Source organism: Thioalkalivibrio versutus (assembly GCF_001020955.1).
Lineage (GTDB): Bacteria > Pseudomonadota > Gammaproteobacteria > Ectothiorhodospirales > Ectothiorhodospiraceae > Thioalkalivibrio > Thioalkalivibrio versutus.
Genome location: NZ_CP011367.1, coordinates 651,485 through 676,177, shown reverse-complemented (window position 1 = coordinate 676,177; position 24,693 = coordinate 651,485). Strand labels below are relative to the sequence as shown.

At 66.8% G+C, this 24,693-nt stretch carries 25 protein-coding genes and 1 tRNA gene; 15 read left to right on the top strand and 11 right to left on the bottom strand.

The features are described from left to right. The first annotated feature begins 83 nt into the window (after positions 1 to 83). From TVD_RS03225 to TVD_RS03215, 3 genes are read left to right on the top strand one after another with little or no spacing between them, the layout of a single operon-like run. Complete coding sequence (locus tag TVD_RS03225) at positions 84 to 317, top strand: DUF3185 family protein (RefSeq protein WP_019568800.1); 234 nt, start codon at positions 84 to 86, stop codon at positions 315 to 317. Between the two features lie 15 nt (positions 318 to 332). Further along, positions 333 to 1,514, top strand: coding sequence for an AI-2E family transporter (locus TVD_RS03220; protein WP_052772669.1), 1,182 nt, complete (start codon positions 333 to 335; stop codon positions 1,512 to 1,514). After that, on the top strand, positions 1,511 to 1,960 hold the full coding sequence (locus tag TVD_RS03215) for a hypothetical protein (RefSeq protein WP_047250795.1): 450 nt from the start codon (positions 1,511 to 1,513) through the stop codon (positions 1,958 to 1,960). Before TVD_RS03220 ends, TVD_RS03215 begins: the two co-directional genes overlap by 4 nt. 7 nt (positions 1,961 to 1,967) lie before the next feature. Here TVD_RS03215 and TVD_RS03210 read toward each other — a convergent pair whose 3' ends face one another. The 6 genes from TVD_RS03210 to guaB form a co-directional block, all read right to left on the bottom strand. Next, complete coding sequence (locus TVD_RS03210; protein ID WP_018146292.1) at positions 1,968 to 2,201, bottom strand: hypothetical protein; 234 nt, start codon at positions 2,199 to 2,201, stop codon at positions 1,968 to 1,970. 41 nt (positions 2,202 to 2,242) lie between these two features. After that, the gene (locus TVD_RS03205; RefSeq protein ID WP_018650424.1) at positions 2,243 to 2,527 is read right to left on the bottom strand and encodes an ElaB/YgaM/YqjD family protein; all 285 of its coding nucleotides are present in this window, start codon (positions 2,525 to 2,527) and stop codon (positions 2,243 to 2,245) included. A gap of 343 nt (positions 2,528 to 2,870) precedes the next feature. Next, entirely contained in the window at positions 2,871 to 3,680 is an 810-nt protein-coding gene (locus TVD_RS03200; RefSeq protein ID WP_047250794.1) for a cytochrome b5 domain-containing protein, read from the bottom strand. Further along, positions 3,677 to 4,975 (bottom strand): ferredoxin reductase family protein, encoded by a 1,299-nt coding sequence (locus TVD_RS03195; protein WP_047250793.1) that lies wholly within the window; start codon positions 4,973 to 4,975, stop codon positions 3,677 to 3,679. The genes TVD_RS03200 and TVD_RS03195 overlap by 4 nt, the downstream gene beginning before the upstream one ends. A 203-nt stretch (positions 4,976 to 5,178) precedes the next feature. Continuing rightward, positions 5,179 to 6,756, bottom strand: coding sequence for a glutamine-hydrolyzing GMP synthase (guaA, locus tag TVD_RS03190; protein ID WP_019562637.1), 1,578 nt, complete (start codon positions 6,754 to 6,756; stop codon positions 5,179 to 5,181). 71 nt (positions 6,757 to 6,827) lie between these two features. Continuing rightward, positions 6,828 to 8,288 carry an IMP dehydrogenase gene (guaB, locus tag TVD_RS03185; RefSeq protein ID WP_018650432.1) on the bottom strand — a complete coding sequence of 487 codons (1,461 nt, stop codon included), beginning with the start codon at positions 8,286 to 8,288 and terminating at the stop codon, positions 6,828 to 6,830. A gap of 190 nt (positions 8,289 to 8,478) precedes the next feature. Between guaB and TVD_RS03180 the strand changes: the two genes are divergently transcribed. Next, complete coding sequence (locus TVD_RS03180; RefSeq protein ID WP_018167972.1) at positions 8,479 to 9,252, top strand: DUF4197 domain-containing protein; 774 nt, start codon at positions 8,479 to 8,481, stop codon at positions 9,250 to 9,252. Between the two features lie 13 nt (positions 9,253 to 9,265). After that, on the top strand, positions 9,266 to 10,675 hold the full coding sequence (xseA, locus tag TVD_RS03175; protein WP_018167973.1) for an exodeoxyribonuclease VII large subunit: 1,410 nt from the start codon (positions 9,266 to 9,268) through the stop codon (positions 10,673 to 10,675). Positions 10,676 to 10,985: 310 nt separating this feature from the next. On the opposite strand, the gene proB is transcribed toward xseA, so the two are convergent. The 4 genes from proB to rplU all read right to left on the bottom strand — a co-directional run bounded on the left by proB (position 10,986) and on the right by rplU (position 13,878). Next, positions 10,986 to 12,119 carry a glutamate 5-kinase gene (gene proB / locus TVD_RS03170; RefSeq protein ID WP_047250792.1) on the bottom strand — a complete coding sequence of 378 codons (1,134 nt, stop codon included), beginning with the start codon at positions 12,117 to 12,119 and terminating at the stop codon, positions 10,986 to 10,988. Further along, a complete protein-coding gene (gene cgtA, locus TVD_RS03165; protein WP_047250791.1) occupies positions 12,116 to 13,198 on the bottom strand; it encodes an Obg family GTPase CgtA in 1,083 nt (360 codons plus the stop codon). Before cgtA ends, proB begins: the two co-directional genes overlap by 4 nt. A gap of 78 nt (positions 13,199 to 13,276) precedes the next feature. Next, complete coding sequence (rpmA, locus tag TVD_RS03160) at positions 13,277 to 13,537, bottom strand: 50S ribosomal protein L27 (RefSeq protein WP_017941884.1); 261 nt, start codon at positions 13,535 to 13,537, stop codon at positions 13,277 to 13,279. Positions 13,538 to 13,566: 29 nt separating this feature from the next. Beyond that, positions 13,567 to 13,878 carry a 50S ribosomal protein L21 gene (gene rplU / locus TVD_RS03155; protein ID WP_018146302.1) on the bottom strand — a complete coding sequence of 104 codons (312 nt, stop codon included), beginning with the start codon at positions 13,876 to 13,878 and terminating at the stop codon, positions 13,567 to 13,569. Positions 13,879 to 14,469: 591 nt separating this feature from the next. On the opposite strand from rplU, the gene ispB reads away from it, so the two are divergent. From ispB to TVD_RS03120, 7 genes are all read left to right on the top strand, one after another. Next, positions 14,470 to 15,438, top strand: a complete 969-nt coding sequence (gene ispB / locus TVD_RS03150; RefSeq protein ID WP_018176512.1) for an octaprenyl diphosphate synthase — start codon at positions 14,470 to 14,472, stop codon at positions 15,436 to 15,438. Between the two features lie 107 nt (positions 15,439 to 15,545). Then, positions 15,546 to 15,622: transfer RNA gene (locus TVD_RS03145), tRNA-Pro, on the top strand. 101 nt (positions 15,623 to 15,723) lie between these two features. After that, entirely contained in the window at positions 15,724 to 16,374 is a 651-nt protein-coding gene (gene gmk / locus TVD_RS03140; protein WP_018146304.1) for a guanylate kinase, read from the top strand. A gap of 37 nt (positions 16,375 to 16,411) precedes the next feature. Beyond that, positions 16,412 to 16,687, top strand: a complete 276-nt coding sequence (gene rpoZ, locus TVD_RS03135) for a DNA-directed RNA polymerase subunit omega (protein ID WP_018146305.1) — start codon at positions 16,412 to 16,414, stop codon at positions 16,685 to 16,687. 12 nt (positions 16,688 to 16,699) lie between these two features. Then, on the top strand, positions 16,700 to 18,880 hold the full coding sequence (gene spoT, locus TVD_RS03130) for a bifunctional GTP diphosphokinase/guanosine-3',5'-bis pyrophosphate 3'-pyrophosphohydrolase (RefSeq protein WP_018146306.1): 2,181 nt from the start codon (positions 16,700 to 16,702) through the stop codon (positions 18,878 to 18,880). A 78-nt stretch (positions 18,881 to 18,958) separates the two neighbouring features. After that, positions 18,959 to 20,035 (top strand): SO_0444 family Cu/Zn efflux transporter, encoded by a 1,077-nt coding sequence (locus TVD_RS03125; RefSeq protein WP_047250790.1) that lies wholly within the window; start codon positions 18,959 to 18,961, stop codon positions 20,033 to 20,035. Then, positions 20,036 to 20,698 (top strand): class I SAM-dependent methyltransferase, encoded by a 663-nt coding sequence (locus TVD_RS03120; protein ID WP_047250789.1) that lies wholly within the window; start codon positions 20,036 to 20,038, stop codon positions 20,696 to 20,698. Positions 20,699 to 20,782: 84 nt separating this feature from the next. Here the strand turns inward: TVD_RS03120 and TVD_RS15090 are convergent, their stop codons facing one another. Next, positions 20,783 to 21,043 carry a hypothetical protein gene (locus TVD_RS15090; RefSeq protein WP_018146309.1) on the bottom strand — a complete coding sequence of 87 codons (261 nt, stop codon included), beginning with the start codon at positions 21,041 to 21,043 and terminating at the stop codon, positions 20,783 to 20,785. Positions 21,044 to 21,324: 281 nt separating this feature from the next. Here TVD_RS15090 and TVD_RS03110 point away from each other — a divergent pair, with 281 nt between their 5' ends. From TVD_RS03110 to TVD_RS03100, 3 genes are all read left to right on the top strand, one after another. Beyond that, positions 21,325 to 21,864, top strand: coding sequence for a hypothetical protein (locus tag TVD_RS03110; RefSeq protein ID WP_047250788.1), 540 nt, complete (start codon positions 21,325 to 21,327; stop codon positions 21,862 to 21,864). Next, entirely contained in the window at positions 21,864 to 22,388 is a 525-nt protein-coding gene (locus TVD_RS03105; RefSeq protein WP_018937996.1) for a c-type cytochrome, read from the top strand. Before TVD_RS03110 ends, TVD_RS03105 begins: the two co-directional genes overlap by 1 nt. 194 nt (positions 22,389 to 22,582) lie before the next feature. Next, a complete protein-coding gene (locus TVD_RS03100; protein ID WP_156167495.1) occupies positions 22,583 to 24,658 on the top strand; it encodes a putative bifunctional diguanylate cyclase/phosphodiesterase in 2,076 nt (691 codons plus the stop codon). Positions 24,659 to 24,693: the final 35 nt, after the last annotated feature.

Below are 24,693 nucleotides of genomic sequence, written 5' to 3'. Positions count from 1 at the left end.
TGACGGTTGCGGTTTCCAACACCGCGACTTTTCCCGCACGCCATCATTGAATAACGACCCCTCATCCATTAGGACGATTAACCATGGCGACTAATGAAACTCTGGCACTGAACAAGATCCTGGCAGTTGTTTTGATTGTTGTGGGCCTGATCCTGCTGTTCTTTGCGTATCGCTCATCCCAAAGTCTCGGCGACCAGGTGACCGAGGCCGTTACCGGCCGTTTCACGGACTCCACCATTTGGTTTCTGGTCCTGGGCGCGGCTTCCGCAGCGGCCGGTGTCGGGTTGTTCTTCTTCGGCAAATCGTCAAGGACCTGAGCCAGGCCCCCCACAATGCCCCACGACACGGAGGAATCCCTCGATGAAGGGGGCGGGAGGGCTGCTCAGGACCGCGCCGGGTTACGCCCGCATAAACGACTGTTCAACGCCGCCGAGCTTCGCTTGTTCCGCTATACGGCGGTCTTGCTGTCCCTGGTGGCGTTGACCGCGCTGATCGCGATTGTTGCGTGGTCTCTAGGCTGGATACTGAGCACGTTCTACAACCTCCTCCTGTCGCTCTCGATCGCAGGCATCCTGGCGCTGGTGCTTCATCCAGTAGTGAATTTTCTCGAGACCCGGCTTCGCTTGCCCAGATGGCTGGCCATCATGCTGCTGATGGCGATCTTCTTTCTTGGGGTCGGCGCCCTGTTGTTCTTTCTTGTCCCCACCCTGACCGCCCAGATCGTTCAGCTGGTAACCGCCTTGCCCGAGACCCTGGCGCGCTGGGAGGATCATTTTTCGTTTTACTTTCCGGAAATTAGCGCCATGATTTCGGAACGCCTGGAAGCCGGCAATGGGGGGGAGTCCGAGTCTTCTCTGGAAGTCACCGGAGAGACCGTTATGTCCTATTTGGGGATATTGGCGGGTATCAGCTTCGTTCCGCTGTTTCTCTTCTTCGCGCTGCTCTCGGGTGACTCGCTGCGGGGAAAGGCATCGGAACTGTTATCCATATTCCAAGGGCGCACTCAGCAGAAATTACTCTATTTCATGGATGTTTTCGTGGGATACATGACCGCCTTCTTCCAGGGCCAACTGATGATCGCCATGATCATGGGTGCCCTGTATGCGCTCAGCTTTACGCTGATCGGCCTGCAGTACGGCGTGCTTGCCGGGCTCGTGCTGGGACTGCTGAATATCGTCCCCTTCCTGGGAACCCTGATCGGACTGTTGGTGATTCTGCCCCTGGCCTACCTTCAGCCGGATGGCGGCATTGAGCTATTGATGCTGACCGTACTGGCGTTCGCAGTGATACAACTGATCGAAAGCTGGTTGCTGACGCCGAAGATCATGTCCAACCGTTCTGGCCTGCACCCCGCACTTGTCATCATTTCCCTGTTCTTCTGGGGCACCGCCCTGAACGGGATTATCGGGATGGTACTCGCGATTCCTTTGACGGCGTTCTTTGTGGCCATCTGGGGTGAAATCAAGTCCAGCCTGAAACACGCGCTGAGTAGCCGGGAGGACGCACGACCATGAAGGAAACAGATCCCAGTCAGGACGAGGATGGCGGTCACGACCGCAGCCAGGACATCACGCAAATCCTGAAGACCCTGGCGGCGGACATCGCTCGCCTTCTTGCGGTAGAGGCGCGGCTGTTCGGACACACGGTGCTGATGATGATCGGGCTCACCGTGATGATTGCGCTTCTGTTGGTGGGCAGCTGGCTGTTTGCCGGGGCGAGTCTGGTGGTCGCCCTGGCCAGCCTGCAGGCCTTCAGCCTGACGGGCGCGCTGCTGACGGTAACACTGGCACATGTGGTGCTGGCGGCGCTGGCCTTCTGGCGACTCCGGCACATCACCCGGGACCTCACGTTCCGTGAAAGCCGGGCGAGCGTTAACAGCTTGCTCGTCCAGGCGAGATCGCTCGTTGACGCTGCAGAGCAGCAACCCCCGGAAGCAGAACCGCAGCGCCCCGAGAAATAAGTCGCGGTCAGCGAAGCGGCGAGCCGATCAGACTGGAGGCAATCCGCCAGGCTTTCATCTGGCCCGCCAGGATTCCATAGGTATATTTGATGCCGGGCATATCCAGGCGACCGGCCAACAAGCCACACCCAAAGGCAATGGCCAGCACAGCAGGCCGGCGGGCCAGGGCCCGTGCCCGGTGCAGCAAGCGGTCGATCCGCCAGCGCACAAGGCCGGCACCGTGATCAATTCGGCCGCGCAAATGCGCGGCCTCCTGCCTTAACTGGTGGCCACGGAACACGATCAACGGCGCCGTAAAGCAGCCACCAAGGTCCCCGCCGCGAATGCGAGACCCAGGGAAAGCAAAGGATTTTCCCGCACGAAGCCACTAACCGATTGCAGGGCCTCTTCGGATTGCTCCTTGACCTTCGCCCCGGCCTCCTTGGCTTTCTCCTCCGCGCTCGCCGCCCCATGGCGGATCCGTTCTTCGGCCTTGCCGGCGCCCCTGGCGGCCTGGTCTACAGTCTCGTGAGCGCGTTCCGAGATGCGATCGGTGGTGGCGTGTTCGCTACTGCCTGGTGTATTCATGGCTATTTCCCGTTGCTGTGGTGGGATAAAGGTGGATGCCGATCAGCATCCACCGACAAGCAACGGAAAGTTTCTCGGAAATGGCTCCACCCGTCTGCGCGGTAGCGAACAAAAGCGCCAGATCCACCAGCTTCTTTGAACCAGGCACACCTGGCTGCGCTGGATGTACCGTGGTCGCGGGTGGTGTGGGTGATCTCGGGGGACACTGCCGACCGCACACCGGGCTGACACTCAAGGCCCAGGACGTCGCTCACGGGGGCTACCCGCTGTGGTTCATGGGCCTGGCGGGAGCACTACAAATGGCCGGCAGCACGCCCTCCTGGCCTGGGGGATGCCGGCCCTATCACGGCCACTGATAGACACCGCGATTAAGCGCGTCCCGGATGGCCGAGATCAGCTTGTTGCCTCTCAGGGTCGCGCCGGTAAAGGCGTCGATGTCGTCCACCACCTCCTCCGGCGCATAGAGATCGAATAGGGCCGACAGCGGCCGGCCTTCGAGGTAATCGATAGCCTGACGGTGCTGGCGCATCACGGCATGAAGTTCCTCGTGCTCCTCAAGCGCCAGATAATCCACCCCCCGGTAGCTCAGGTACCGGAACCGGACGTTGTGGAAATGATGGTCCCGCAGATCGAACTGGATATTGACCTGCATCGCGCCCCGGTCCGAAAACACGCCTCGATAGCGCCCGTCCAGGTACGTCCCGGGCGACAGGCCGAGCAGCACCCGGCCCGGCGGATGGGTGGCGGGTTCCCGCGTGGGCGCTGAAGCCTCGGGCCGTGCCTGGGGTGCCGGTGCATCGGCAAGTTGCCCTACCCGGTACTGTTCCAGCATGGCGGCGGCCCTGGGGCTGTGCGGACGCCCGGGCGTCTTGTTGTACCAGCCTTCCGTGGCATCACGGCCGCACCACTCCAGTATCACGTCCTCGGAGGTGGGGTGACGCGGAATATAGTCCGTCACGTCGTACACCTGGCCGTCGATGGCCTTCCAGCAGCTCTCGGCACTGTCGTGGGCCGCAAGCTCCTGTTCTGTAAACAGGCGCTGATCGTCGTCGGTCTCGCGGGTCTCCGCGACCAGCGCGCTGACGGCCCAAAGGGTGATGATCATGGCGCAGAAGGCCACGAACGCGGTGTAGGCAATCTTGTTCACGGTCATAGGAAATCAAACGCCTCCGTATGAATGCGGCCCCTGGGTACACCGGCTCGGCTCAGCAGCCCCATCAGGTGATACACCATGCCGGGCGGCCCGCAGATGTAGATCTCCCGTTCCGCCAGGTCCGGGCAATGGGCGCGGATGAACGCTTCATCCACGGGGCCGCGATCCTGGAAATAATGGATCTGTGCATCGAAATGCGGGTGCCCCTGCGCGATCTCCCGAAGCTCGTCCATGTAATAGGCGCGGTCCGGTCGATTGGCCAGGTAGATCAGGGTGACATCCGGCCCGCCCCCGGGCTCCCGCTGGAGGGCCCGGGCGCCGGACACGAAGGGCGTAATGCCGATGCCGCCACCGAACCAGAGCTGCCTGCGTTGCGGCTCGCATCGCTCGAAGAACTGCCCGTAGGGGCCCTCGATCTGCACGGCGGTTCCCGGTGTCACCGTCTGCAATGCCCGGCTGGCGTCGCCCAGGGCCTTGATGCCCACCCGGACAACGTCCTCGCCTGGCGCCGAAGAGATGGTGTAGGGGTGCTCTTCCCCCCGGCCGGCTTCCAGGCCCGGGTCGTGGGGGGTGAGGTACATGAACTGTCCCGCGGCATGAGACATGGCCCGGCCCCTCGGGGCGAGGGTGATCTCCACCACGTTGGACGCAAGGGCGGTCACGGCATCGACGGTATAATCATGGCGCCCCAGCCGGGGCGACAGCACCTTGCGCCAGAACACTGCGGCAACCGCCAGGGCCGCGAGCCCCCACCAGAGCAGCACATGCTCCACGAGCATGACCGCGTGCGCGAACGCCAGCAGGAACGCGGGCACCGACAACAGGTGGAGGCGCTTCCAGCGCTGGTAATGCGGCCTGCCGAAAAACTGAAAGGTGGGCGCGAGAAAGATCAGCATCAGCGCCAATGCGCCCCAACCGATCCATACCGCCCCGTGTTCAAGGGGCGGAAAGATCACCTGGATGGCCGCTTCCGGAGAAATGGGCAGCGCCCCGAAGGCCAGCCACACCACGTGCAGCATGATCAGGATGAAGGCTGCGAAACCCAGTATCCGGTGCAGGGTCCAGATGCGCGGCAAACCGCCGAACCAGCGATCCAGGCCCGGCAGGCGCACACTCAGCATTGCACCGACCAGCAGCGCGCTCAGACCTAGCACGCCGGCCAGGTGACCAAGCGCCGAGAGCACCTCGGCCGCGCCGGCGCCCGGCCGCGGCCACCAACGCGGCCACGCCACCAGCACCGGCAGCAGCAGCAACACCACGACAATCCAGTCACCCGCTCTGATGCGTCTGAACATGGGATCCGTTTATTCCAGGAAGTCCACCTCGGCACAGTCTAGGTAACCGCCGATCAATGTACACGCTCGCGTTAGTGCACCGTGTCTTCCGAGGCAAGGCGTAGCCCCACGGCCGGTCGTCGTGCTACGGGCCGTGGGCTAAGCAGGATCCTGAAGCCTCCGCTATGACGCCGGTCAGCACCCGCCATTGCGGGTCTTTCCAGTCACTCCCACTCGATGGTGGCGGGGGGCTTGCCGGAGATGTCGTAGGTGACGCGGGAGATGCCGGGGATCTCGTTGATGATCCGCCGCGAGACGTGGTCGAGGAACTCGTACGGCAGGTGCGCCCAGCGCGCGGTCATGAAGTCGATGGTCTCCACCGCGCGCAGGGCCACCACGTAGTCGTAGCGCCGGCCGTCGCCCATCACCCCCACCGACTTCACCGGCAGGAAGACCGCGAAGGCCTGCGAGGTCTTGTCGTAGAGATCGGCCTTGCGCAGCTCCTCGATGAAGATCGCGTCGGCGCGGCGCAGCAGGTCGGCGTATTCCTTCTTCACCTCGCCGAGGATGCGCACGCCCAGGCCCGGCCCGGGGAACGGATGGCGATAGACCATCTCGGTGGGCAGGCCCAGCTCGACACCGATCTTGCGCACCTCGTCCTTGAACAGCTCACGCAGCGGCTCGACCAGCCCCAGCTTCATGTTCTCCGGCAGGCCGCCCACGTTGTGGTGCGACTTGATCACGTGGGCCTTGCCGGTCTTGGAGTCGGCCGACTCGATCACGTCCGGGTAAATCGTGCCCTGGGCCAGCCACTGCACGTTGTCGAGCTTTGCAGCCTGTTCGTCGAACACGTCGATGAACAACCCGCCGATGATCTTGCGCTTGGCCTCCGGGTCCTGGATGCCCGCCAGGGCGCTCATGAAGCGCTCCTCGGCATCCACACGGATCACCTGCACACCCATGTGGCGAGCGAAGGTCGCCATGACCTGGTCACCCTCGCCCTCGCGCAGCAGCCCGGTATCCACGAACACGCAGGTCAGCTGGTCGCCGATCGCCTTGTGCAGCAGCGCGCCCACCACCGAGGAGTCCACCCCGCCGGACAGGCCCAGTACCACGTGATCGTCGCCGACCTGCTCGCGCACCCGCGCGGCCATGTCGTCGATGATGTTGTCGGCCGTCCACAACGCCGCGCAGCCGCAGATATCGTGCAGGAAGCGCTCGATGATGCGCTGGCCCTGGGTGGTGTGGGTCACCTCGGGGTGGAACTGTACGCCGTAGAAGCCGCGATCCGGATCGGCCATGCCGGCGATCGGTGCGGAATCGGTGGAGGCCATCAAGCGGAAGCCCTGCGGCAGCTCGGTCACGTGGTCGCCGTGCGACATCCACACGTCCAGCAGACCATAGCCCTCCGGCGTAGTGTGATCCTCGATGTCGCGCAGCAGCGGCGTATGGCCACGGGCGCGCACCTGGGCATAGCCAAACTCGCGACGCTCCGACGGCTCGACCCGACCACCCAACTGCGCGGCCATGGTCTGCATGCCGTAGCAGATGCCCAGTACCGGAACCCCCAGCTCGAACACCGCGTCCTCGGCGCGCGGGGGCTGGTCGACATTCACCGACTCGGGGCCGCCGGAGAGGATGATCGCAGTGGGATTGAACGCCCGGATGTCGGCCGCCGGCATGTCCCAGGCATGCACCTCGGAGTAGACCCTGGCCTCGCGCACGCGGCGGGCGATCAGCTGGGTGTACTGGGAACCGAAGTCCAGCACCAGAATGCGGTGGGCGTGAAGATCCTGGGTCATGAGGTCATCCGGTATCCCGGCCTGCGGGCCGGGAGTATGTCAGGTAGGGATACCCGGCCATCGTGGCCGGGTCAGTCCATGCGGTAGTTCGGGGCTTCCTTGGTGATCGCCACGTCGTGCACATGGCTCTCGCGCATGCCGGCGGCGGTCACGCGGACGAAATGCGGCTTGGTCCGCATCTCTTCGATGTTGTGTGCGCCGACATAGCCCATGGACGAGCGCAGCCCGCCCATCAGCTGGTAGATGATGGCGACGATCGAGCCCTTGTACGGCACCCGGCCCTCGATCCCCTCGGGCACGAACTTGTCGGCCGAGCTGTTCGGGTCCTGGAAGTAGCGATCCGAGGAGCCCTGCTGCATCGCGCCCAAAGAGCCCATACCGCGATAGATCTTGTAGGAACGACCCTGGTACAACTCGACCTCGCCCGGGGCCTCTTCGGTCCCGGCGAACATCGAGCCCAGCATCACGCAATCGGCGCCCGCGGCGATCGCCTTGGCCAGGTCCCCGGAAAAGCGCACGCCCCCGTCGGCGATCATCGGCACACCCGTGCCCTTCAGCGCCTCGGACACATCGGAGATCGCCGTGATCTGCGGCACGCCGACGCCGGCCACGATGCGGGTGGTGCAGATCGAGCCCGGCCCGATTCCGACCTTCACGCCGTCGGCCCCGGCCGCGACCAGCGCCTTGGCCGCATCGGCGGTGGCGATGTTGCCACCGATCACCTGCACGTCCGGGTAGTGCTTCTTGACCCAGGCGACGCGATCCAGCACGCCCTGGGAATGCCCGTGCGCGGTATCCACCACCAGCACGTCCACCCCGGCCTCGACCAGCGCGGCCACGCGCTCATCGGTGCCCTCACCCACACCCACCGCGGCACCCACGCGCAGACGGCCCCGCTCGTCCTTGGAGGCATGCGGGTGCTCGGTGGACTTCTGGATGTCCTTGACCGTGATCATCCCGCGCAGCTGGAAGTCGTCGTTGACGACCAGCACCTTTTCGATCCGGTGCTTGTGCAGCAGCTCCAGCACCAGCTCGCGGTCAGCCCCCTCGGGCACGGTAACCAGGCGCTCGCGCGGGGTCATGATCTCCGAGACCGGGGCGTTCATGCGGGTCTCGAAGCGCAGATCGCGGGAGGTCACGATGCCCATCAGGTCGTTGCCGGAAACGATCGGCACGCCAGAGATGTGATTGGCGTCGGTCAGCGCAACCACGTCGCCGATGCTCGCATCCGGGCCGATGGTGATCGGCTCGCTGATCACACCGCTTTCGTATTTCTTGACCTGCCGGACCTCGGCGGCCTGGGCCTCCGCCGACATGTTCTTGTGCACGATCCCGAGCCCGCCCTCCTGGGCCATCGCGATCGCCAGATTGGCCTCGGTGACCGTGTCCATCGCGGCCGACACCACCGGGGCGGACAGCGTGATCTCGCGGGTAATCCGGGTACTCAGGTCGACATCACGCGGAACGACATTCGAATGCCCCGGGATCAGCAGTACATCATCAAAGGTAAGGGCTTCACCGAGTATCCGCATGCACCACTCCAGGCCAGGCCCGCCGGGACGCAAGGGGGAAAATCCCGGGGGCGGATAAATAGCCGTTCAGTATAGAATTCGGGCCCTTCCGGGACAAGCACAGACACACATGCAAGGGCCGTGCGCAGACGCCCGGACAGCACCCTGATAGGATGCGAATCCATCCCGAGCCCCCTGCCAGGCGAGACCCATGCCCGAGCGCGCGCCTACGGCCCGCATCACCCGACGCACCGCGCTGGCCCTGTTGCTGGCCCCCGGCCTCGGCCTGGCCACTGCGTCCAGCGCTCGCGCCGACTGGTGGCGCTTCGGTCAGGACATGTTCCGCTCGCTGATCACCCGGCCACCGGAATTCGCCGGGTTGTCGACCGCCGAGCTGATCGAGGCGGTGCACGAGGCCCTGGTCATCGCGACCCACGCCGCCTCCGAGACCCTCAGCCGGCGCAACGGCTTCTACGGCAACCCGGACGTGCGCATCCCCCTGCCCGAGGTGCTCGCCACCACACGGCGATCGCTGGGCCGGCTCGGCATGGCCGCGCCGCTGGACACCCTGGAGGAGCGCATGAACCGCGCGGCCGAGGATGCGGTATGGCAGGCCCGGGAACCCTTCATCCGGGCGATCTTCGCGCTCGATCTCGACGATGCCCGCGGCATCCTGCTGGGGCCCGAGGACGCCGCCACCCGCCATCTGGAAACACAGATGCGACCGCGCCTGACTGAGGCCATGCGTCCCGCGATCGAGCACAGCCTGGACGCCGTGGAGGCCATGACGACCCACCGCGAGCTGGAGTCGCGGATGCGCGACATCCCGTTTCTGGCAAACGTCCGCCTGGACCTGGCCGAGCATGTGCTGGACCACACCATGGACGGCCTGTTCCACGCCCTCGCGGAAGAAGAGGCCCGCCTGCGGGTCGACCCCGTCGGGCGCGGCACCGATGTCTTCCAGCGCGTCTTCACCCGTCTGTAACCATCGAGCCCCCATGAGCGACGCCCCCGTCTTTTCCGTAACCGAGCTCAACCAGTGTGCCGACGGCCTGCTGCGTGACGGGCTTGGCCTCGTGCGCGTGGAGGGCGAGGTATCGAACCTGCGTCAATACGCATCCGGGCACCAGTACTTTTCGCTGAAGGACGAGAACGCCTCGGTGAGCTGCGTGCTGTTCCGCGGGCGCTCCCGCCAGGCCGCCCGCTTTGCCGACGGCGACGCCGTACAGATCCAGGGGCGAGCCGGAATCTACGGCGCCCGCGGGCAGTTCCAGCTGATCGTCGAGGCCCTGCAACCGGCCGGCGAGGGCCGCCTGCTGGCCGCCTTCCAGCGCCTGAAGGAAAAGCTCGCCGCCGAGGGCCTGTTCGACGCCGAGCGCAAGCAGCCACTGCCCGCCTGGACCCACCGCCTGGGCGTGATCACCTCCACCCAGGGCGATGTGCGCCACGACATCGAACGCACCCTGGCGCGGCGCTTCCCGCTGTTGCTACCGGTCACGCTTTACCCCACCGCGGTGCAGGGTGCCCAGGCCGCCGGCCAGATTGTCGCGGCCCTGGAACAGGCTGCGGCCGAGGGCCGGGTCGACGTGCTCATCCTCGCCCGCGGCGGCGGCTCCCTGGAAGATCTGCAGGCCTTTAACGAGGAGAGCGTCGCGCGCGCCATCGCCGCCTGCCCGATCCCCGTGGTCAGCGGCGTGGGGCACGAGACCGACACCACCATCGCCGATTTCGTCGCCGACCTGCGCGCCTCCACGCCCACCGCCGCGGCGGAGGCTGTCAGCCCGGATGCCGCGACCCTGCGCCACCAGCTAGCGCGGGCCCGCGAACGCCTGAGCGGGCTGCTGGGCCAGCGCGTGGCGCGCCACCAGCAGACCCTGACCGCCCTGCATACGCGCCTGGAACGCCGCCACCCGCGGCAAATGCTGGAACGCGATGCCCAACGCCTGGACGACCAGCGCGAACGCCTGCAGCGCGCCTGGTCGCGCCTCGAGGAACGCGCCCGGGTGCGGTTGCAACACGCCCGGTTGCGTCTGGCCGGCGCCTCGCCCGGCACCCGCCTGGCATCCGCCCGCATGCGCCTGGATCACCTGCGCCAGCGCCTGGTGCGGGTACGCCCGGACCACGACATCCTGCAGCGGCGCGAGGCCCTCGCCCGCCTGCAACGCCAACTGCAAACGGCCACCCACCAGGCCCTCGTCGCCCGCCAGCGGCAGCTTGACGCCACCGCGCGCCAGCTGCGTTCACTGGGCCCGGAGGCAGTGCTGGAACGCGGCTACGCGATCCTGCAGACCACAGAGGGCGAAGTCCTGCGCGCCGCGGATCAGACCGCCAGCGGCGAACGCGTGCATGCACGTCTGGCGCGCGGGCGCCTGGACCTGGAAGTCACCGCCACACACGGCGACAACTGAGCCGCGGTCTCCCGGCCTTTAACCACCGACGGCACACAGACAATCGCGTGTAACAGGAAGACGGGAAGCGCGCGAAGGGGTAAGAAGGAAGTGGGTAGCCTGGGGTCAGCACCTGCAAGGCCATCCCGGCCGCAGCGCGGCGGAGAGCCGGGATGGCCTCCGTCACGCACACCCCCACCAACGTGCCCGCCCCCACCGCCGGGAACCCGGAGACCTGGTCAGCACACCCCAAATCCCGCAGGAGCGTGCTTGCACGCTCCCACAGCTGTGGTTCCACAGACCCACGCAGGACAGCAGCATCCGGTGGCGGTCAGGAGAGCAGGACGAGATTGTCCCGATGGATCAGCTCCGGCTCGAGCAGGTAGCCGAGCTCGGCCTCGATGCGATCGGCACGCAGGCCGCGGATACGCTGAATCTCGCTGGCCGCGTAGTTCGTAAGCCCCCGTGCCACGGCGGTCCCGTCCGGATCCACGCAGGTCACGACCTCGCCGCGGCGAAAATCCCCCTCGACGCTGACCACACCTACCGGTAGCAGGCTGCTCCCCGATTCGCGCAGCACGCGTGCGGCCCCGGCGTCCAGCTGCAACTGACCGCGCGAGTGCAGCTGGTCCGCCAGCCAGCGCTTGCGCGCCGCCAGCGGTTCGCGGTCCGGCTTTAGCCAGGTGCCCAGTGCTTCGCCCTTCAGTACCCGCCCCATCACCTGCGCCTCGCGTCCGGAGGCAATCACGGTATGCGTGCCGGAACGGGCCGCGCGTTCGGCAGCCAGCAGCTTGGTTGCCATGCCACCCCGGCCCAGGCGACCGAAATCGGCTGCCACATAGCGGTGAAGCCCGGCATCCGAGGCCCGGCCCTCCTGGATCAAGCGGGCATCCGCATGCTTGCGCGGATCGCGGTCGAACAGGCCATCCTGGTCGGTCAGGATCAGCAGCAGGTCGGCCACCACCAGGTTAGCCACCAGCGCGGCCAGGGTGTCGTTGTCGCCGAGCCGGATCTCCTCGTAGGCCACGGTGTCGTTCTCGTTGACCACCGGGATCGTGCCCATCTCGAGCAGGGCCAGCATGGTGCTGCGGGCATTCAGGTAGCGCGAGCGGTCGGCGAGGTCGTCGTGGGTCAGCAGGACCTGCGCCGCATGCAGATCGTGGCTGGCGAATTCGCGCTCGTAGGCCTGAACCAGGCCCATCTGTCCGACCGCGGCGGCGGCCTGCACGTGGTGCAACTGGTGCGGGCGCTCGGTCATGCCCAGCCGACGCATGCCCTCGGCCACCGCCCCGCTGGAGACCAGGATCACCTCCAGCCCGCGCCGGCGCAGCGCCGCGATCTGGTGCGCCCAGGACTCCAGCGCCGGGCGGTCGAGCCCGGCACCATCGGCGGTGATCAGCGCGCTGCCAATCTTGACGACGACCCGGCGAATGGCGGGGAGCGCCCGTGTGGCAGACGCTGTCACGCGGGGTCCTCCGGCTTGTCCTCCGGCGTCCCCATCGCACCCCGCCGATCGGCCTCGGCCGCCGCCTGCGCGGCCTCCTCGACATGGCGCATCACCGCCTGCAGCAGGGCGTCCACGCCCTCACCGGTCGCCGCGGAGATGGTGAATATCGGATGCGCCTCGCCCTGGTCCGCACGCACGCGCTCGACCAGGGCCGCGAGTTCGTCGGCATCCAGCAGTTCCTTCTTGTTCAGCACAATCCAGCGCGGCAGAGCCGCCAGCTTGTCGCTGTGGTGCTCCAGTTCGGTGATCGCGGTGCGCAGGTCCACCAGGGGATCGGCCTCGGGGTCCGGCGGGGACACGTCCACCACGTGCAGCAGCAAGCGGGTGCGGGCCAGATGCTTGAGGAAACGCGTACCCAGACCCGCGCCCTCGGCCGCGCCCTCGATCAGCCCGGGGATGTCGGCGATCACGAAGCTCTGGTTGACCCCGATGCGCACCACGCCCAGTTGCGGGATCAGGGTGGTGAACGGGTAGTCGGCGATCTTCGGGCGCGCGGCCGAGGCCCGCGCCAGCAGCGTGGACTTGCCGGCATTCGGCAGGCCCAGCAAACCGACGTCGGCCAGCACCATCAGCTCCAGCGACAGCTTGCGCAGGTCGCCCGGGGTGCCCGGCTTGCTCTGACGGGGCGCCTGGTTGGTGGAGGACTTGTACCGGGTATTGCCGAGCCCGTGGAAACCACCCTGAGCGACCAGCAGACGCTGACCCTCGTGGGTCACATCACCCAGGATCTCGTCGGTCTCGGCATCGCGCACCTGAGTGCCGATCGGCACTGCGATCTCCAGATCCTCGCCGGAAGATCCCGTACGATTGCGCCCCTTGCCGTTCTCGCCACGCTCGGCATCAAACCGGCGCTGGTAGCGAAAATCAGCCAGGGTGTTAAGGCCTTCGTCGCCCACCAGCCATACGGAGCCGCCATCCCCGCCGTCACCCCCGTCGGGCCCGCCAAAGGGGATGTACTTCTCGCGGCGGAAGCTGACACAGCCATTCCCGCCGTCGCCGGCCTTTACGGTAATGGTGGCCTCGTCGATGAACTTCATTGCTTGCTTCCTGAAATACCGAACAAAAAAAGCCCCGTCGAACGGGGCTTTTCGCGAACGCTTCGCTGTCCGGCCAGCTTACTGCTGCGGCTGGATGCTCACGAAACGACGGTTGTGCGGGCCACCCACCTTGAAGACGACCTGGCCGTCAACCTTGGCGAACAGCGTATGGTCCTTGCCACAACCCACGCCCTCGCCGGGATGATACTGCGTCCCGCGCTGACGAACGAGGATGTTGCCGGCGCGCACGACCTGACCGCCAAAGCGCTTCACGCCCAGGCGTTTGCTCTCGGAATCGCGCCCGTTGCGGGTACTGCCGCCTGCCTTTTTATGTGCCATGGTTCAGCTCTCCTGAATGCCTGCGGCGATCAGCCGGCGATGCCGGTGATGCGCACGGTGGTGTAATGCTGGCGGTGTCCCATCTGCTTCTGGGAGTGCTTGCGCCGCCGGAATTTCATGATGTGGATCTTCTTGGCGCGGCCATGGTCTTCGACCTTGGCGGTGACCTTGCCACCGTCCACCAGCGGGGCCCCGACGCGGACATCGTCACCCGCACCGACCATCAGCACCTGGTCGAACTCGACCTCGGAACCGGCCTCGGCCTCGAGCTTCTCGATGCGAATCACGTCGCCTTCGGCGACGCGGTACTGTTTACCACCTGTTGCGATGATCGCGTACATTTCCCTGGGACTCCGTTGCGATACCTTGTGTGGACCAGCTGACTGGGAGCTGGTCTCGCGAAAGGGCGGAAATGCTAGCAGCGCTTCTCGCTCGGGTCAATGCCGGGAAGCGGCCAGGCCGCGGGAACGCTCATGGACGGGCACACGCGAACACTCCGTTTTTCGATCCGGGGCGCGCGGCAACAGCCCTTGACCCATCCGGCCCGCAAACCGCTCCGACGCGCGCCCGAACTTGTACATTAGGCAGCGTTTCCCTAGCATGCCTTCGCCCCTCACGACCACCTCTAGGGAAACACTGATCCATGTACACACTCGCGTTGGTACCCCAGGTTTGCCGAGACCAGGCGCGGTGCGCAGCCGGTAGTGGTTCTACCGGCAAGGGCCGCAACGCAGGATCGGGGAACCTGGGGTGCCAACCCCACAAGCGATTGAATGCAGGGGCTCGGCCGCTTTTGCGCGCGCACGGCGTTGCGGTTCCCTTGTGCAGAATGACTGCACGGCAGTCACCGCGCCTTGTTCGCACGCAAAAGCGACTCGAGCGCGAGTGTGTACATGCATCAGTGCTTCCCTAGAGCCTGCTTGCCTACCCCCATGCCCATTGAAGCAATCCGAGAACTGGCGGCCGACGACATGCAGGCCGTCGACCAGTGCATCCGCGAGCGCCTTAGCTCGCCGGTGGTGCTGATCAACCAGCTCGGACACTACATCATCCATTCGGGCGGCAAGCGCCTGCGACCGCTGCTGGCCACCCTGTCAGCGCGGGCCTGCCATGTGCAGGGCCAGGATCCGGTGACCCTGGCGGCGGTGGTGGAGTTCATCCATACCGCGACCCTGCTGCACGACGATGTGGTGGATGCCTCCGAACTGCGCCGCGGCAACGAGACCGCCAACCACATCTTCGGCAACGAGGCCGCCGTCCTGGTCGGTGACTTCCTCTACTCGCGCGCGTTCGAGATGATGGTCGAAGTCGGCTCCATGCGGGTCATGGAGATCCTCTCCCACGCGACCAACGTGATCGCCGAGGGCGAGGTAATGCAGCTGATGAACTGCCACGACGCCGACGTCGACGAGCAGCGTTACATGCACGTGATCCAGTCGAAGACCGCCAAGCTGTTCGAGGCCGCCTGCCAGCTGGGCGCCATCCTGGGCGAACGCCCGGAACACGACGAGCAGGCGCTGGCCCGCTACGGCATGCACCTGGGCACCGCCTTCCAGCTGATCGACGACGTCCTGGACTACTCCTCCGATGACGAGGTGACCGGCAAGCGCATGGGCGACGACCTCGCCGAGGGCAAGCCCACGCTGCCGCTGATCCATGCGCTGCGCGTGGGCTCCCCCGATCAGCAGGCCGTCGTGCGCCGGGCGATCGAAGAAGGCGGCCGCGATCAGGTCGACGCCGTGCTGCAGGCCGTACACGGAACCGACGGCCTGGCCTACACCCGCTCTCGCGCCGAGGCCGAAACCGACGCCGCGATCGAGGCAATCTCCACGTTGCCCGATTCGCCCCAGCGTCAGGCCCTGATCGATCTCGCCCGTTTCGCCGTCGGGCGCAACCACTGACGCGGCGCGACCCACGCCGCATGGCGGGTCGACCGTTACCGATAGGATTTTCAGCGCCCGGGGCATGGACACGCCCCGGGAGGCTCGGCATAATAGCGGGCTCGGTTCGGAGTGTAGCTCAGCTTGGTAGAGCACTGCCTTCGGGAGGCAGGGGTCGAAGGTTCGAATCCTTTCACTCCGACCAACCTTCTTCTTGACCCTGGTCTTCCGGCCTGTGGCCCGATTCAAGCGGCCCATCCGGAAGCGGCCAGATCCCGATCACGTTCAGGCCCTGCGGACACGTCCATGACCGCCAATACCCCGGCCGTTCGCGGCACCCTCTATATCGTTTCCGCGCCCTCGGGTGCCGGCAAGACCAGCCTGGTCGCCGCCCTGCTTGAATCGGTGACGGCGGTGGAGGTCTCGGTTTCGCATACCACACGGACGCCGCGCGCCAGCGAGGTCGACGGACAGCACTACCACTTCGTCAGCGCCGAGACCTTCCTCGGGATGATCGAGGACGGCCAGCTGCTGGAACACGCCAAGGTGTTCGACAACTTCTACGGCACCGCGCTCGCCAGTGTCGACGAACGTCTGGACGCCGGCGTGGACGTGATCCTGGAGATCGACTGGCAGGGCGCGCGTCAGGTGCGCGCCGCCGTGCCGGATGCGCATTCCATCTTCATCCTGCCGCCCTCGCGCGACGAGCTGGAACGCCGCCTGCGCGGCCGCGGGCAGGACGAGGAAGACGTGATCCAGCGCCGTCTGCGGGATGCCGAATCCGACTGCACGCATTTCCGCGAGTACGACTACACCGTGGTCAATGCCGACTTCGACCAGGCCGTGCGCGATCTGGCCTGTATCTTCCGTGCCAACCGCCTGCGCACCGTGGAACAGGAGATCCGATCCGCATCCACGATCGGGAATCTGTTGGCGGGCGCGCATGGGTCGGCGTAACATGCAAGTTTCAAGAATTTACTGACCGGAGTATCCGATGGCACGCGTCACCGTCGAGGACTGCCTCGAAAATGTCGAAAACCGTTTCCAGCTGGTGCTGATGGCTGCCCGCCGGGCCCGCCACATTGCCCACGGGAAGGAAGCCCGCGTACCCGAGGACAACGACAAGCCCACGGTGATCGCCCTGCGCGAAATCGCCGCCGGCGTGGTCGGTATCGAGGTGTTCGACGAACACGACGAACGGCCCCAGAACCAGATGCTGGACTTCAGCACCATCCGTCATCTGGAACAGCTGGAAGCCGACGAGCGCTAGGAGATTTTCTGAATGGCCGCTGGGCAGCCAGCTTCGCCCGGGGCCCCCTCCTCGGTACCGGGCGACTCGACCCGATTCCTGATCAGCGATTTATGTTCCGAGCTCGAGTCCTACCTCGAGCCGGAAGAGGTCGAGGAGGTCTATCGCGCCTATCTCCTGGGCGCGGAATCGCACGAGGGCCAGACCCGCAAGACCGGGGAGCCCTACATCTATCACCCGCTCGCCGTGGCTCGCACCATGGCCGAGATGCGGATGGACCACCAGGCGATCAGCGCCGCCATCCTGCATGACGTGATGGAGGACACCGCCACCAGCAAGGACCGTATCCGCGCCGAGTTCGGCGAGGAGGTCGCAGAGCTGGTGGACGGCGTGTCCAAGCTGACCCACCTGCAGTTCCAGTCGAAGGCCGAGGCGCAGGCGGAAAACTTCCGCAAGATGATGCTGGCGATCACCCGCGACATCCGGGTGATTCTGATCAAGCTGGCCGACCGCCTGCACAACATGCGCACCCTCGGTGTGATGCGCCCGGACAAACGCCGCCGCATCGCCAAGGAAACCCTCGAGATCTATGCCCCGATCGCACAGCGCCTGGGCATGAATGCCATGCGCCGCGAGCTGGAGGAACTCGGTTTCTCGGCCAAGCACCCCTGGCGCGCCGCGGTACTGGAACGCGCAGTACACCGGGCCGGCGGCAACCGCCGCGAGCCGATGAAGAACATCGAACAGGCGATCTGCTCGCGCATGGAGGCTTCCGGGATCATCGGGCGCATCTCCGGGCGCGAGAAGAGCCTGTACAGCATCTACCGCAAGATGCGCGACAAGCACCACTCGTTCGAAGACGTGTTCGACGTCTTTGCCATCCGCATCATCGTCGACGACGTGGACACCTGCTACCGCTCCCTGGGCGTGGTGCACAACCTCTACAAGCCGGTTCCGGGACGTTTCAAGGACTACATCGCGATCCCCAAGTCCAACGGCTACCAGTCGCTGCACACCATCCTGTTCGGTCCGCAGGGCGCCCCGATCGAGGTGCAAGTCCGCTCCACCGAGATGGATCGCGTGGCCGAGAGCGGGATCGCCGCACACTGGCAGTACAAGGCCGGCAGCGAATCCAGCCGCACGGCCCAGAGCCGGGCACGCGAATGGCTGAAGGATGTCCTCGAGATCCAGAACAGCGTCGGCAACTCCATCGAGTTCCTGGAGAACGTCAAGGTCGACCTGTTCCCCGACGAGGTCTACACCTTCACCCCCGAGGGCGACATCCTCGTGCTCCCGCGCGACGCCACCCCGATCGACTTCGCCTACGCCGTGCACTCGGACGTCGGCAACCGCTGCGTGGCCGCCAAGATCGATCGCCAGCTCGCCCCGCTGTCGGTACGCCTGCAAAGCGGCCAGACGGTGGAGATCGTCACCTCGCCCGGCGCCCGCCCCAACCCGGCCTGGCTGTCCTTCGTGGTCACCGGCAAGGCGCGCACCGGCATCCGCCACTGCCTCAAGTCCATGCAGTCCGAGGAGGCCCGCACCCTCGGCGAGCGCATGCTGGAAAAGGCGCTGGAATCCATGGATACCAGCCTGCCCCGCATCTCGCCGGCCCGCCTGGACCAGATGCTGGACGCGATGCAGCTGGAAGACCTGGACGCGCTGTTGATCGATATCGGCCTGGGCAATCGCATGGCCTCGCTGGTGGCCCGCCAGATGGTCGGCAAGGAAAGCCCCGACCCGACCGCCACAGAGCCCGCCACTACGACCACGCTCGCGGTCAACGGCACCGAAGGGCTGGTGCTGAATTACGCCCGTTGCTGCCATCCGATCCCGGGCGACCCGATCATTGGCCAGTTGAGCGCCGGGCGCGGCCTGGTGGTTCACCGCGAGAACTGCCGCAACGTCCTGCACGAGAGCCGCGACCGGTCCGACCGCACCATCGCGCTGGAGTGGTCGCATGAGCCCCAGCTGCAATTCACCGCCGCCGTACGCACCCGCACCGCCAACCGCCGCGGGGCGCTGGCCGACATGGCCGCGGTCATCGCGGATCACGGCTCCAACATCGAGCACATCTCGTTCAACGAGCAGGACGGCCACTCCACCGCGATGACCTTCCTGCTGACCGTACGTGACCGCCAGCACCTGGCCCAGATCATGCGCGGCCTGCGGCGGCTGTCCGACGTCCTGCGCATCTCGCGCCAGCGCGGCTGACACGCAACGCCCCCGCTGATCCGCCACCCGGCGGGCGGGCTTCTTGCAGGCGCCCCGTGCGCAACGGAAGATCGAGGCATGATCGCCGACATCCTCAACGAAACGCTAAACGTCGCGCTCACCGCGGCGCCCTGGTTGTTGCTGGGCCTGCTGGCCGCCGGCGCGGTCAAGGCCCTGATCCCGGAGGCCGCCCTGCAGCGCTGGCTCGGCGGCGCCGGCCTGGCGGCCACGGCGCGTGCCGCCGTCGTCGGTGCACCGTTGCCGCTTTGTTCCTGCGGGGCCATCCCCACCGCCCTGGCCCTGCATCGCGGCGGCGCCGGTCGCGGGCCCACCACCGCCTTCCTGATCGGAACGCCGGGTGTCGGCGTGGACTCGCTTGCCATCAGCTACGCCCTGCTGGGCCCGGTGATGGCCGTGGCCCGCGCCCTTGGCGCCATCGTCACGGCCATCACCACGGGGTTACTGGTGGGGCGCACGCGCGCCGCGACGGACCACCCGGAGGCGACCGGGGCCGAACCCGACACCTGCGGCGGATGTTGCGAGACCGACACGGGCTGCGCCACGCCCGAAGCCCCGGAACGCCTCTCCGCACGGCTCCGCAGCGGACTGCACTACGCCTTCCACGACGTCCTCGACGATATCCGCCTGTGGCTGGTGATCGGCCTGCTGGTCGCCGGCGCCCTGCTCGCCCTGGTCCCTCCGGCCACCCTGGCCGCCTGGGGCTCGGGCCTGGCGGCGATGCTGGTGATGGCCGTCATCGGCATCCCGATGTACCTCTGCGCGACCGCCGCCACACCCATCGCCGTGGGTCTGATCGCGGCCGGCGTTTCGCCCGGCACCGTGCTGGTGTTCCTGCTGGCCGCGCCGATCACCAGCCTGGCGACGCTGGGCGTGTTCCGCCGCGAACTCGGCACCCCGGCGCTAGTGCTCTACCTGGCCGGAATCGCGGCCACCACCATCGCGCTGGGGCTCGCCCTGGACGCCGGACTGGCCCGCACCGGGGTCGACGTCGCCACCCAGATGGGCGCCACCGGCGAGTTGCTGCCCGCCTGGCTCGAGTGGAGCACCCTGGTCATCCTGATCGTCCTGGCCACACCGGTCCTGCGCCGGTGGCTGGACCGCCTGATCCCTCACCCACAGCCGCGGAGCGCGTGAATGTCCAATCGTTCCATCGGACTCGATGAACCGCTGTACCGCTACCTCCTGGAGCACTCGCTGCGCGAGTCCGAGGTACTGGCGCAGCTGCGCGCCGAAACGGCCGGCCTGCCGGAGGCGAACATGCAGATCGCCCCGGAGCAGGGACAGTTCATGGCCTTGCTGGCGAAGCTCATGGGCGCACAGCGCTATCTGGAGATCGGCACCTTCACCGGCTACAGCGCGCTGGCCATCGCCCTCGTCCTGCCAGAGGACGGCGAGGTCGTCACCCTGGACAACAGCGCGGACTGGACCGCCACGGCCCGGCGCTACTGGGAGCGCGCCGGGGTCGCCGGACGCATCCGGCTCGAGCTGGGCGAGGCGCGCAACACGCTGCAGGCGCTGGAGGCCGCCGGCGAGACCGGTCGCTTCGATCTAGCCTTCATCGATGCCGACAAGACCGGCTACCCCGACTATTTCGAACACTGCCTGCGCCTGGTACGCCCCGGCGGCCTGATCCTGATCGACAACACCCTGTGGCACGGTACCGTCGCCGACCCGGACGACCAGCGCGACGACACCCGCGCGATCCGCGCCTTCAACGACGCCCTGCATCCCGACGAGCGCATCGACCTCTCGCTGGCCCCCATCGGCGACGGCCTGACCCTGGCCCGCCGCCGCTGAAGCAGAGGCTGCCCTGGATTCAGCACAAAGCCTCCGGAGCGCATCGAGAAGGACCAGGTCAAGGGCGAATCCTCCACGAAGCCTTTACAGGCAAAGTCCGCTGTCGCCAAGGCCACGGCGGCATATGGCACGGCGCTCCACTGACTGCACCACCCAGCCCGCCTCGACCTCGTCCAGCTCCAGGCGGAATTCGTAGGCGCTGACGGCATCGTCGCGCAACCCGGTCAGGCGGACCTCGGCGCGCTCCGGACGCGGCTGGTCGATCTCCAGCCCGGCGTAGTCAACCGCCAGTCCAGAATGCCAGGGGCTGGCCGCCAGCCACGCCATCACCGCGGCACCGGGCATCACCGTGGGCGCCTGCGAAGGCACCGCCTGCGCCTCGAAGGCGGTAGGCGCCGACTCCCAGCCGTCCGGCGCAGTGCCCGTCTCCGGGCCCGAAGCGGACGTGGCACAGCCCGCCAGCAGTACCGTCAGACACCCCCATGCAACCCGCCATCCCCATCGCATCCCGTGGTTCCTCTCGCAAAAATTTCCCTGCGCTCGAACATACCGGACCGCCAAACGTCCTACCATGGCAGAAAGACCAGATCAGTCCGCCGCCCTGCGCGGACCGGGAGGAAGACACCATGAAACTGCTCAAGCTGCGCCACATCCTGATGACGAGCCTTTGCGCCCTGTTGCTGGCCGCAAGCCCGCTCCATTCCGACGAGCATGCGTCGGCCGCAGAGGACGACACCACCGCCAGCGAGATGGAAGAACTGCGCGAATCCTGGGCCGAGACCCGCGAGGAGATCCAGGAAGAAAGCACCGAGGCCGGTGAGGCCACCCGCTCGCGCACCCGCGAGACCCTGGACGCGATGGACCGCGAACTCGGCCGCCTGGGCGACAACTTCCGCGAGGGCTGGGATGACCTGAGCGACGCGACTCGCGAGCGCCGCGAACGCGCCTACGACGGACTGGTCGAGGAACGTGACCGCCTGGCCGAATGGTCGAGCGAGATGCGCGAGCGCTCCTCCGGCGCCTGGGGCGGTATTCGCGACGGGGCAAAGGACGCCTGGGGCGGCGTGCGCGACGGCTCGCGCAAGGCCTGGGGCTCGGTGCGTGACGCCTTCCGCGGCGGCGACGAACCGGCCGGGAATGCGGGCGAGCCGGACGTTCAGGACTGATGCGGCGACACCCATCGCTCACCCCCTGGATCGGCAGCGCGGCGCTGATCCTCGCATCCGCCAGCCTGACCGGTTGCGACGGGTTCGGCGGCGCGTCCGGTACCCCCGACCACCTGGAGCGCACCACGGATCCGGAGGTCCTCCAGCGCGGTGAGCGCCTCTACCAGCAGCACTGCATCGCCTGCCACGGGGCGCAGCGCGAGGGCGCCGAGGACTGGCGCCAGCGCAACCCCGACGGCACCCTGCCCCCGCCGCCGCTGGATGGCAGCGCCCATACCTGGCACCACCCGTACTGGCAACTGAAGGACATGATCCGTTTTGGCGCCGAGGCGCGTGGCGGTGCCATGCCCAGCTTCGAGGACACGCTCTCGGAGGCGGATGCCGAGGCGATCATCGCCTGGCTGCAGTCGCACTGGCCGGACGAGATCTTCGAGGCCTGGACACGCTACGACCGCAACCACCCCACCCAGGCCGACTGGGAAGAGGCCATGGGCGAACCCTGGGTGACCCACCCCGACGGCTAACCCGACGCCGAGCCATACGCACACCGCCGCGCAGCCCCGATACAATGCACACGGAATGAGTCGGCCTGTACCGGCGTCATTCGAATGAGACGCTGCGCGGTCACCGCATGGCAGGGAATGCAGTAAAACAAGGACGGCCGGGAGGGGCCCATGCATGACGCCAAACAGCGCGCGTGTCACAACGAGCACCGGGGGTGCGCGTGAATCGACGCGCCAACGACTTCGCGGCGGTTAGCGAACAAGCCCGTCTGCAAGGCCTGGTCGAGCAGGAACGCCAGGCAAGGCGCCGCGCCGAGACCCTGGCCGAGACCCGGCTACAGGACGTCTACGCCAAGCAGAAACAGATCGAGCTGCTCAACACCATTGCCTCGACGGCCAACCAGTCGGACTCCATCGCGCATGTTCTGCGCTCGGCCCTCGCGGCCATCGGGCAGTACCTCGACTGGCCGGTGGGGCATGCCTATCTGACCCGACACGACGAAAACAGCGACTACAGAGAGCTGAACCCCACCGGCATCTGGCACCTCGCCGCCTCCGAGCCATTCACCGAGTTCCGCGAGAACACCGACAACATGCCCTTTGCCAGTGGCCACGGGCTACCCGGCCGGGTACTGGCGCACGGCGAACCGGCATGGATCGAAGACCTGGCCGCGGACGACAATTTCCCGCGGGCACCGCAGGCCGCCGCCAGCGGCCTGCGGTCCGGATTCGCGTTCCCGGTCATGGTCGGCCAGGAGGTCGCCTGCGTCCTCGAGTTCTTCGCCGCCGAACCCACCGCCACCGACCCCGACCTGCTGTGGCTGATGTGGCAGATCGGCGTGCAACTGGGCCGCGTGATCGAACGCAACCGCCACGAAGAACACCTGCTCCACAACGCCTCCCATGACCAGCTGACCGGGCTCCCCAACCGCCGCCTGTTCCACGACCGCCTGGCCCATGCCATTGCCCGGGCCACCCGCGAACCCTTCAACCTGTTCGCCGTGCTGTTCGTGGATATCGACCGTTTCAAGGTCGTCAACGACAGCCTCGGGCACCCGGCCGGCGACGAACTGCTGGTGCGGGTCGGGCGGCGCCTGCTGAACGCCCTGCGCCAGAACGACACCGTCTCGCGGCCCAAGGGGGACGAGGCCAACCGCCCGGACGACACCCTCGCGCGCCTGGGCGGCGACGAATTCACCATCCTGCTGGAAGGCCTGCACGAGCCGGTGGACGCCCTGCGCGTGGCCGAACGCCTGCAGGCCGTGCTGCGCGAGCCGTTCACCATCGCCGGGCAGGATATCTACGTCACCGTCAGCATCGGCATTGCCACCCGCCCCTACGGCCAGAGCTGCCCCGCCCGCGAGACCCACGCGGCGGACGACCCCGCGCGCCCGGCCACGCCGGACGACCTGATGCGCGAGGCAGACATGGCGATGTACCGCGCGAAGTCACTGGGCAAGGCCCGCTGCGAATTCTGCGACCCCGGCATGCAGACCCAGGCGCTGCAAAGCCTGGCCCTCGAGACCGACCTGCGCCATGCGGTGGAGCGCGGCGACTTCATCGTCCACTTCCAGCCCATCGTGTCACTCGGCGAGGACTGCATCACCGGCTTCGAGGGCCTGGTGCGCTGGCAGCGCAACGGCGCGCTGGTCGCGCCGGACGACTTCATCCCCATCGCCGAGGACACCGGGCAAATCCACCTGATCGACATGCAGGTGCTCTACACGGCCTGCTGTCAGCTCGTGCAATGGGGGATCGACCACCCCGAGATGCCGCTGACCATCAGCACCAACCTCTCCGCCCGGCAGCTCACGCGCCCGGGACTGGTCGACGAGGTGCAGACCATTCTTGCCGGCACCGGGGTGCCGGCCTCCCAGGTGCGCCTGGAGATCACCGAGACCGCGACGCTCGGCAATCTCGACGAGCTGATCGAGACCCTGCACCAGCTCAAGGCCCTGGGCATCAGCCTGGCAATGGACGACTTCGGCACCGGCTACTCGTCACTCAGCTACCTGCACCGGCTACCGCTGGACATTCTCAAGATCGATCGCAGCTTCGTCTCCGGGCTGGACCACGACGAATACAGCCAGCGCCTGGTTCAGACCGTAATCCACATGGCCCGCAACCTGGGTCTGGAGGCCGTGGCCGAGGGCGTCGAAAGCCATACCCACGCCGCGACGCTGCGCGCCCTCGGCTGCACCCTGGCCCAGGGCTACTACTATTCCCCACCGGTGGACGCCGCCAGCGCCACGGCCCTGCTTTCCGGCGATGTCCTGGTGGGCTGTCGGTAGAACGACCGACGGCTGCATGGACTCGGAAAAGCATG

Bases quoted from the DNA above. Each gene is read 5' to 3' on its own strand.
- TVD_RS03225 (WP_019568800.1), top strand. From the start codon at position 84: ATGGCGACTAATGAAACTCTGGCACTGAACAAGATCCTGGCAGTTGTT.
- TVD_RS03220 (WP_052772669.1), top strand. From the start codon at position 333: ATGCCCCACGACACGGAGGAATCCCTCGATGAAGGGGGCGGGAGGGCT.
- TVD_RS03215 (WP_047250795.1), top strand. From the start codon at position 1,511: ATGAAGGAAACAGATCCCAGTCAGGACGAGGATGGCGGTCACGACCGC.
- TVD_RS03205 (WP_018650424.1), bottom strand. From the start codon at position 2,527: ATGAATACACCAGGCAGTAGCGAACACGCCACCACCGATCGCATCTCG.
- TVD_RS03200 (WP_047250794.1), bottom strand. From the start codon at position 3,680: ATGACCGTGAACAAGATTGCCTACACCGCGTTCGTGGCCTTCTGCGCC.
- TVD_RS03195 (WP_047250793.1), bottom strand. From the start codon at position 4,975: ATGTTCAGACGCATCAGAGCGGGTGACTGGATTGTCGTGGTGTTGCTG.
- guaA (WP_019562637.1), bottom strand. From the start codon at position 6,756: ATGACCCAGGATCTTCACGCCCACCGCATTCTGGTGCTGGACTTCGGT.
- guaB (WP_018650432.1), bottom strand. From the start codon at position 8,288: ATGCGGATACTCGGTGAAGCCCTTACCTTTGATGATGTACTGCTGATC.
- TVD_RS03180 (WP_018167972.1), top strand. From the start codon at position 8,479: ATGCCCGAGCGCGCGCCTACGGCCCGCATCACCCGACGCACCGCGCTG.
- xseA (WP_018167973.1), top strand. From the start codon at position 9,266: ATGAGCGACGCCCCCGTCTTTTCCGTAACCGAGCTCAACCAGTGTGCC.
- cgtA (WP_047250791.1), bottom strand. From the start codon at position 13,198: ATGAAGTTCATCGACGAGGCCACCATTACCGTAAAGGCCGGCGACGGC.
- rpmA (WP_017941884.1), bottom strand. From the start codon at position 13,537: ATGGCACATAAAAAGGCAGGCGGCAGTACCCGCAACGGGCGCGATTCC.
- rplU (WP_018146302.1), bottom strand. From the start codon at position 13,878: ATGTACGCGATCATCGCAACAGGTGGTAAACAGTACCGCGTCGCCGAA.
- ispB (WP_018176512.1), top strand. From the start codon at position 14,470: ATGCCCATTGAAGCAATCCGAGAACTGGCGGCCGACGACATGCAGGCC.
- gmk (WP_018146304.1), top strand. From the start codon at position 15,724: ATGACCGCCAATACCCCGGCCGTTCGCGGCACCCTCTATATCGTTTCC.
- rpoZ (WP_018146305.1), top strand. From the start codon at position 16,412: ATGGCACGCGTCACCGTCGAGGACTGCCTCGAAAATGTCGAAAACCGT.
- spoT (WP_018146306.1), top strand. From the start codon at position 16,700: ATGGCCGCTGGGCAGCCAGCTTCGCCCGGGGCCCCCTCCTCGGTACCG.
- TVD_RS03125 (WP_047250790.1), top strand. From the start codon at position 18,959: ATGATCGCCGACATCCTCAACGAAACGCTAAACGTCGCGCTCACCGCG.
- TVD_RS03120 (WP_047250789.1), top strand. From the start codon at position 20,036: ATGTCCAATCGTTCCATCGGACTCGATGAACCGCTGTACCGCTACCTC.
- TVD_RS15090 (WP_018146309.1), bottom strand. From the start codon at position 21,043: ATGCCCGGTGCCGCGGTGATGGCGTGGCTGGCGGCCAGCCCCTGGCAT.
- TVD_RS03110 (WP_047250788.1), top strand. From the start codon at position 21,325: ATGAAACTGCTCAAGCTGCGCCACATCCTGATGACGAGCCTTTGCGCC.
- TVD_RS03105 (WP_018937996.1), top strand. From the start codon at position 21,864: ATGCGGCGACACCCATCGCTCACCCCCTGGATCGGCAGCGCGGCGCTG.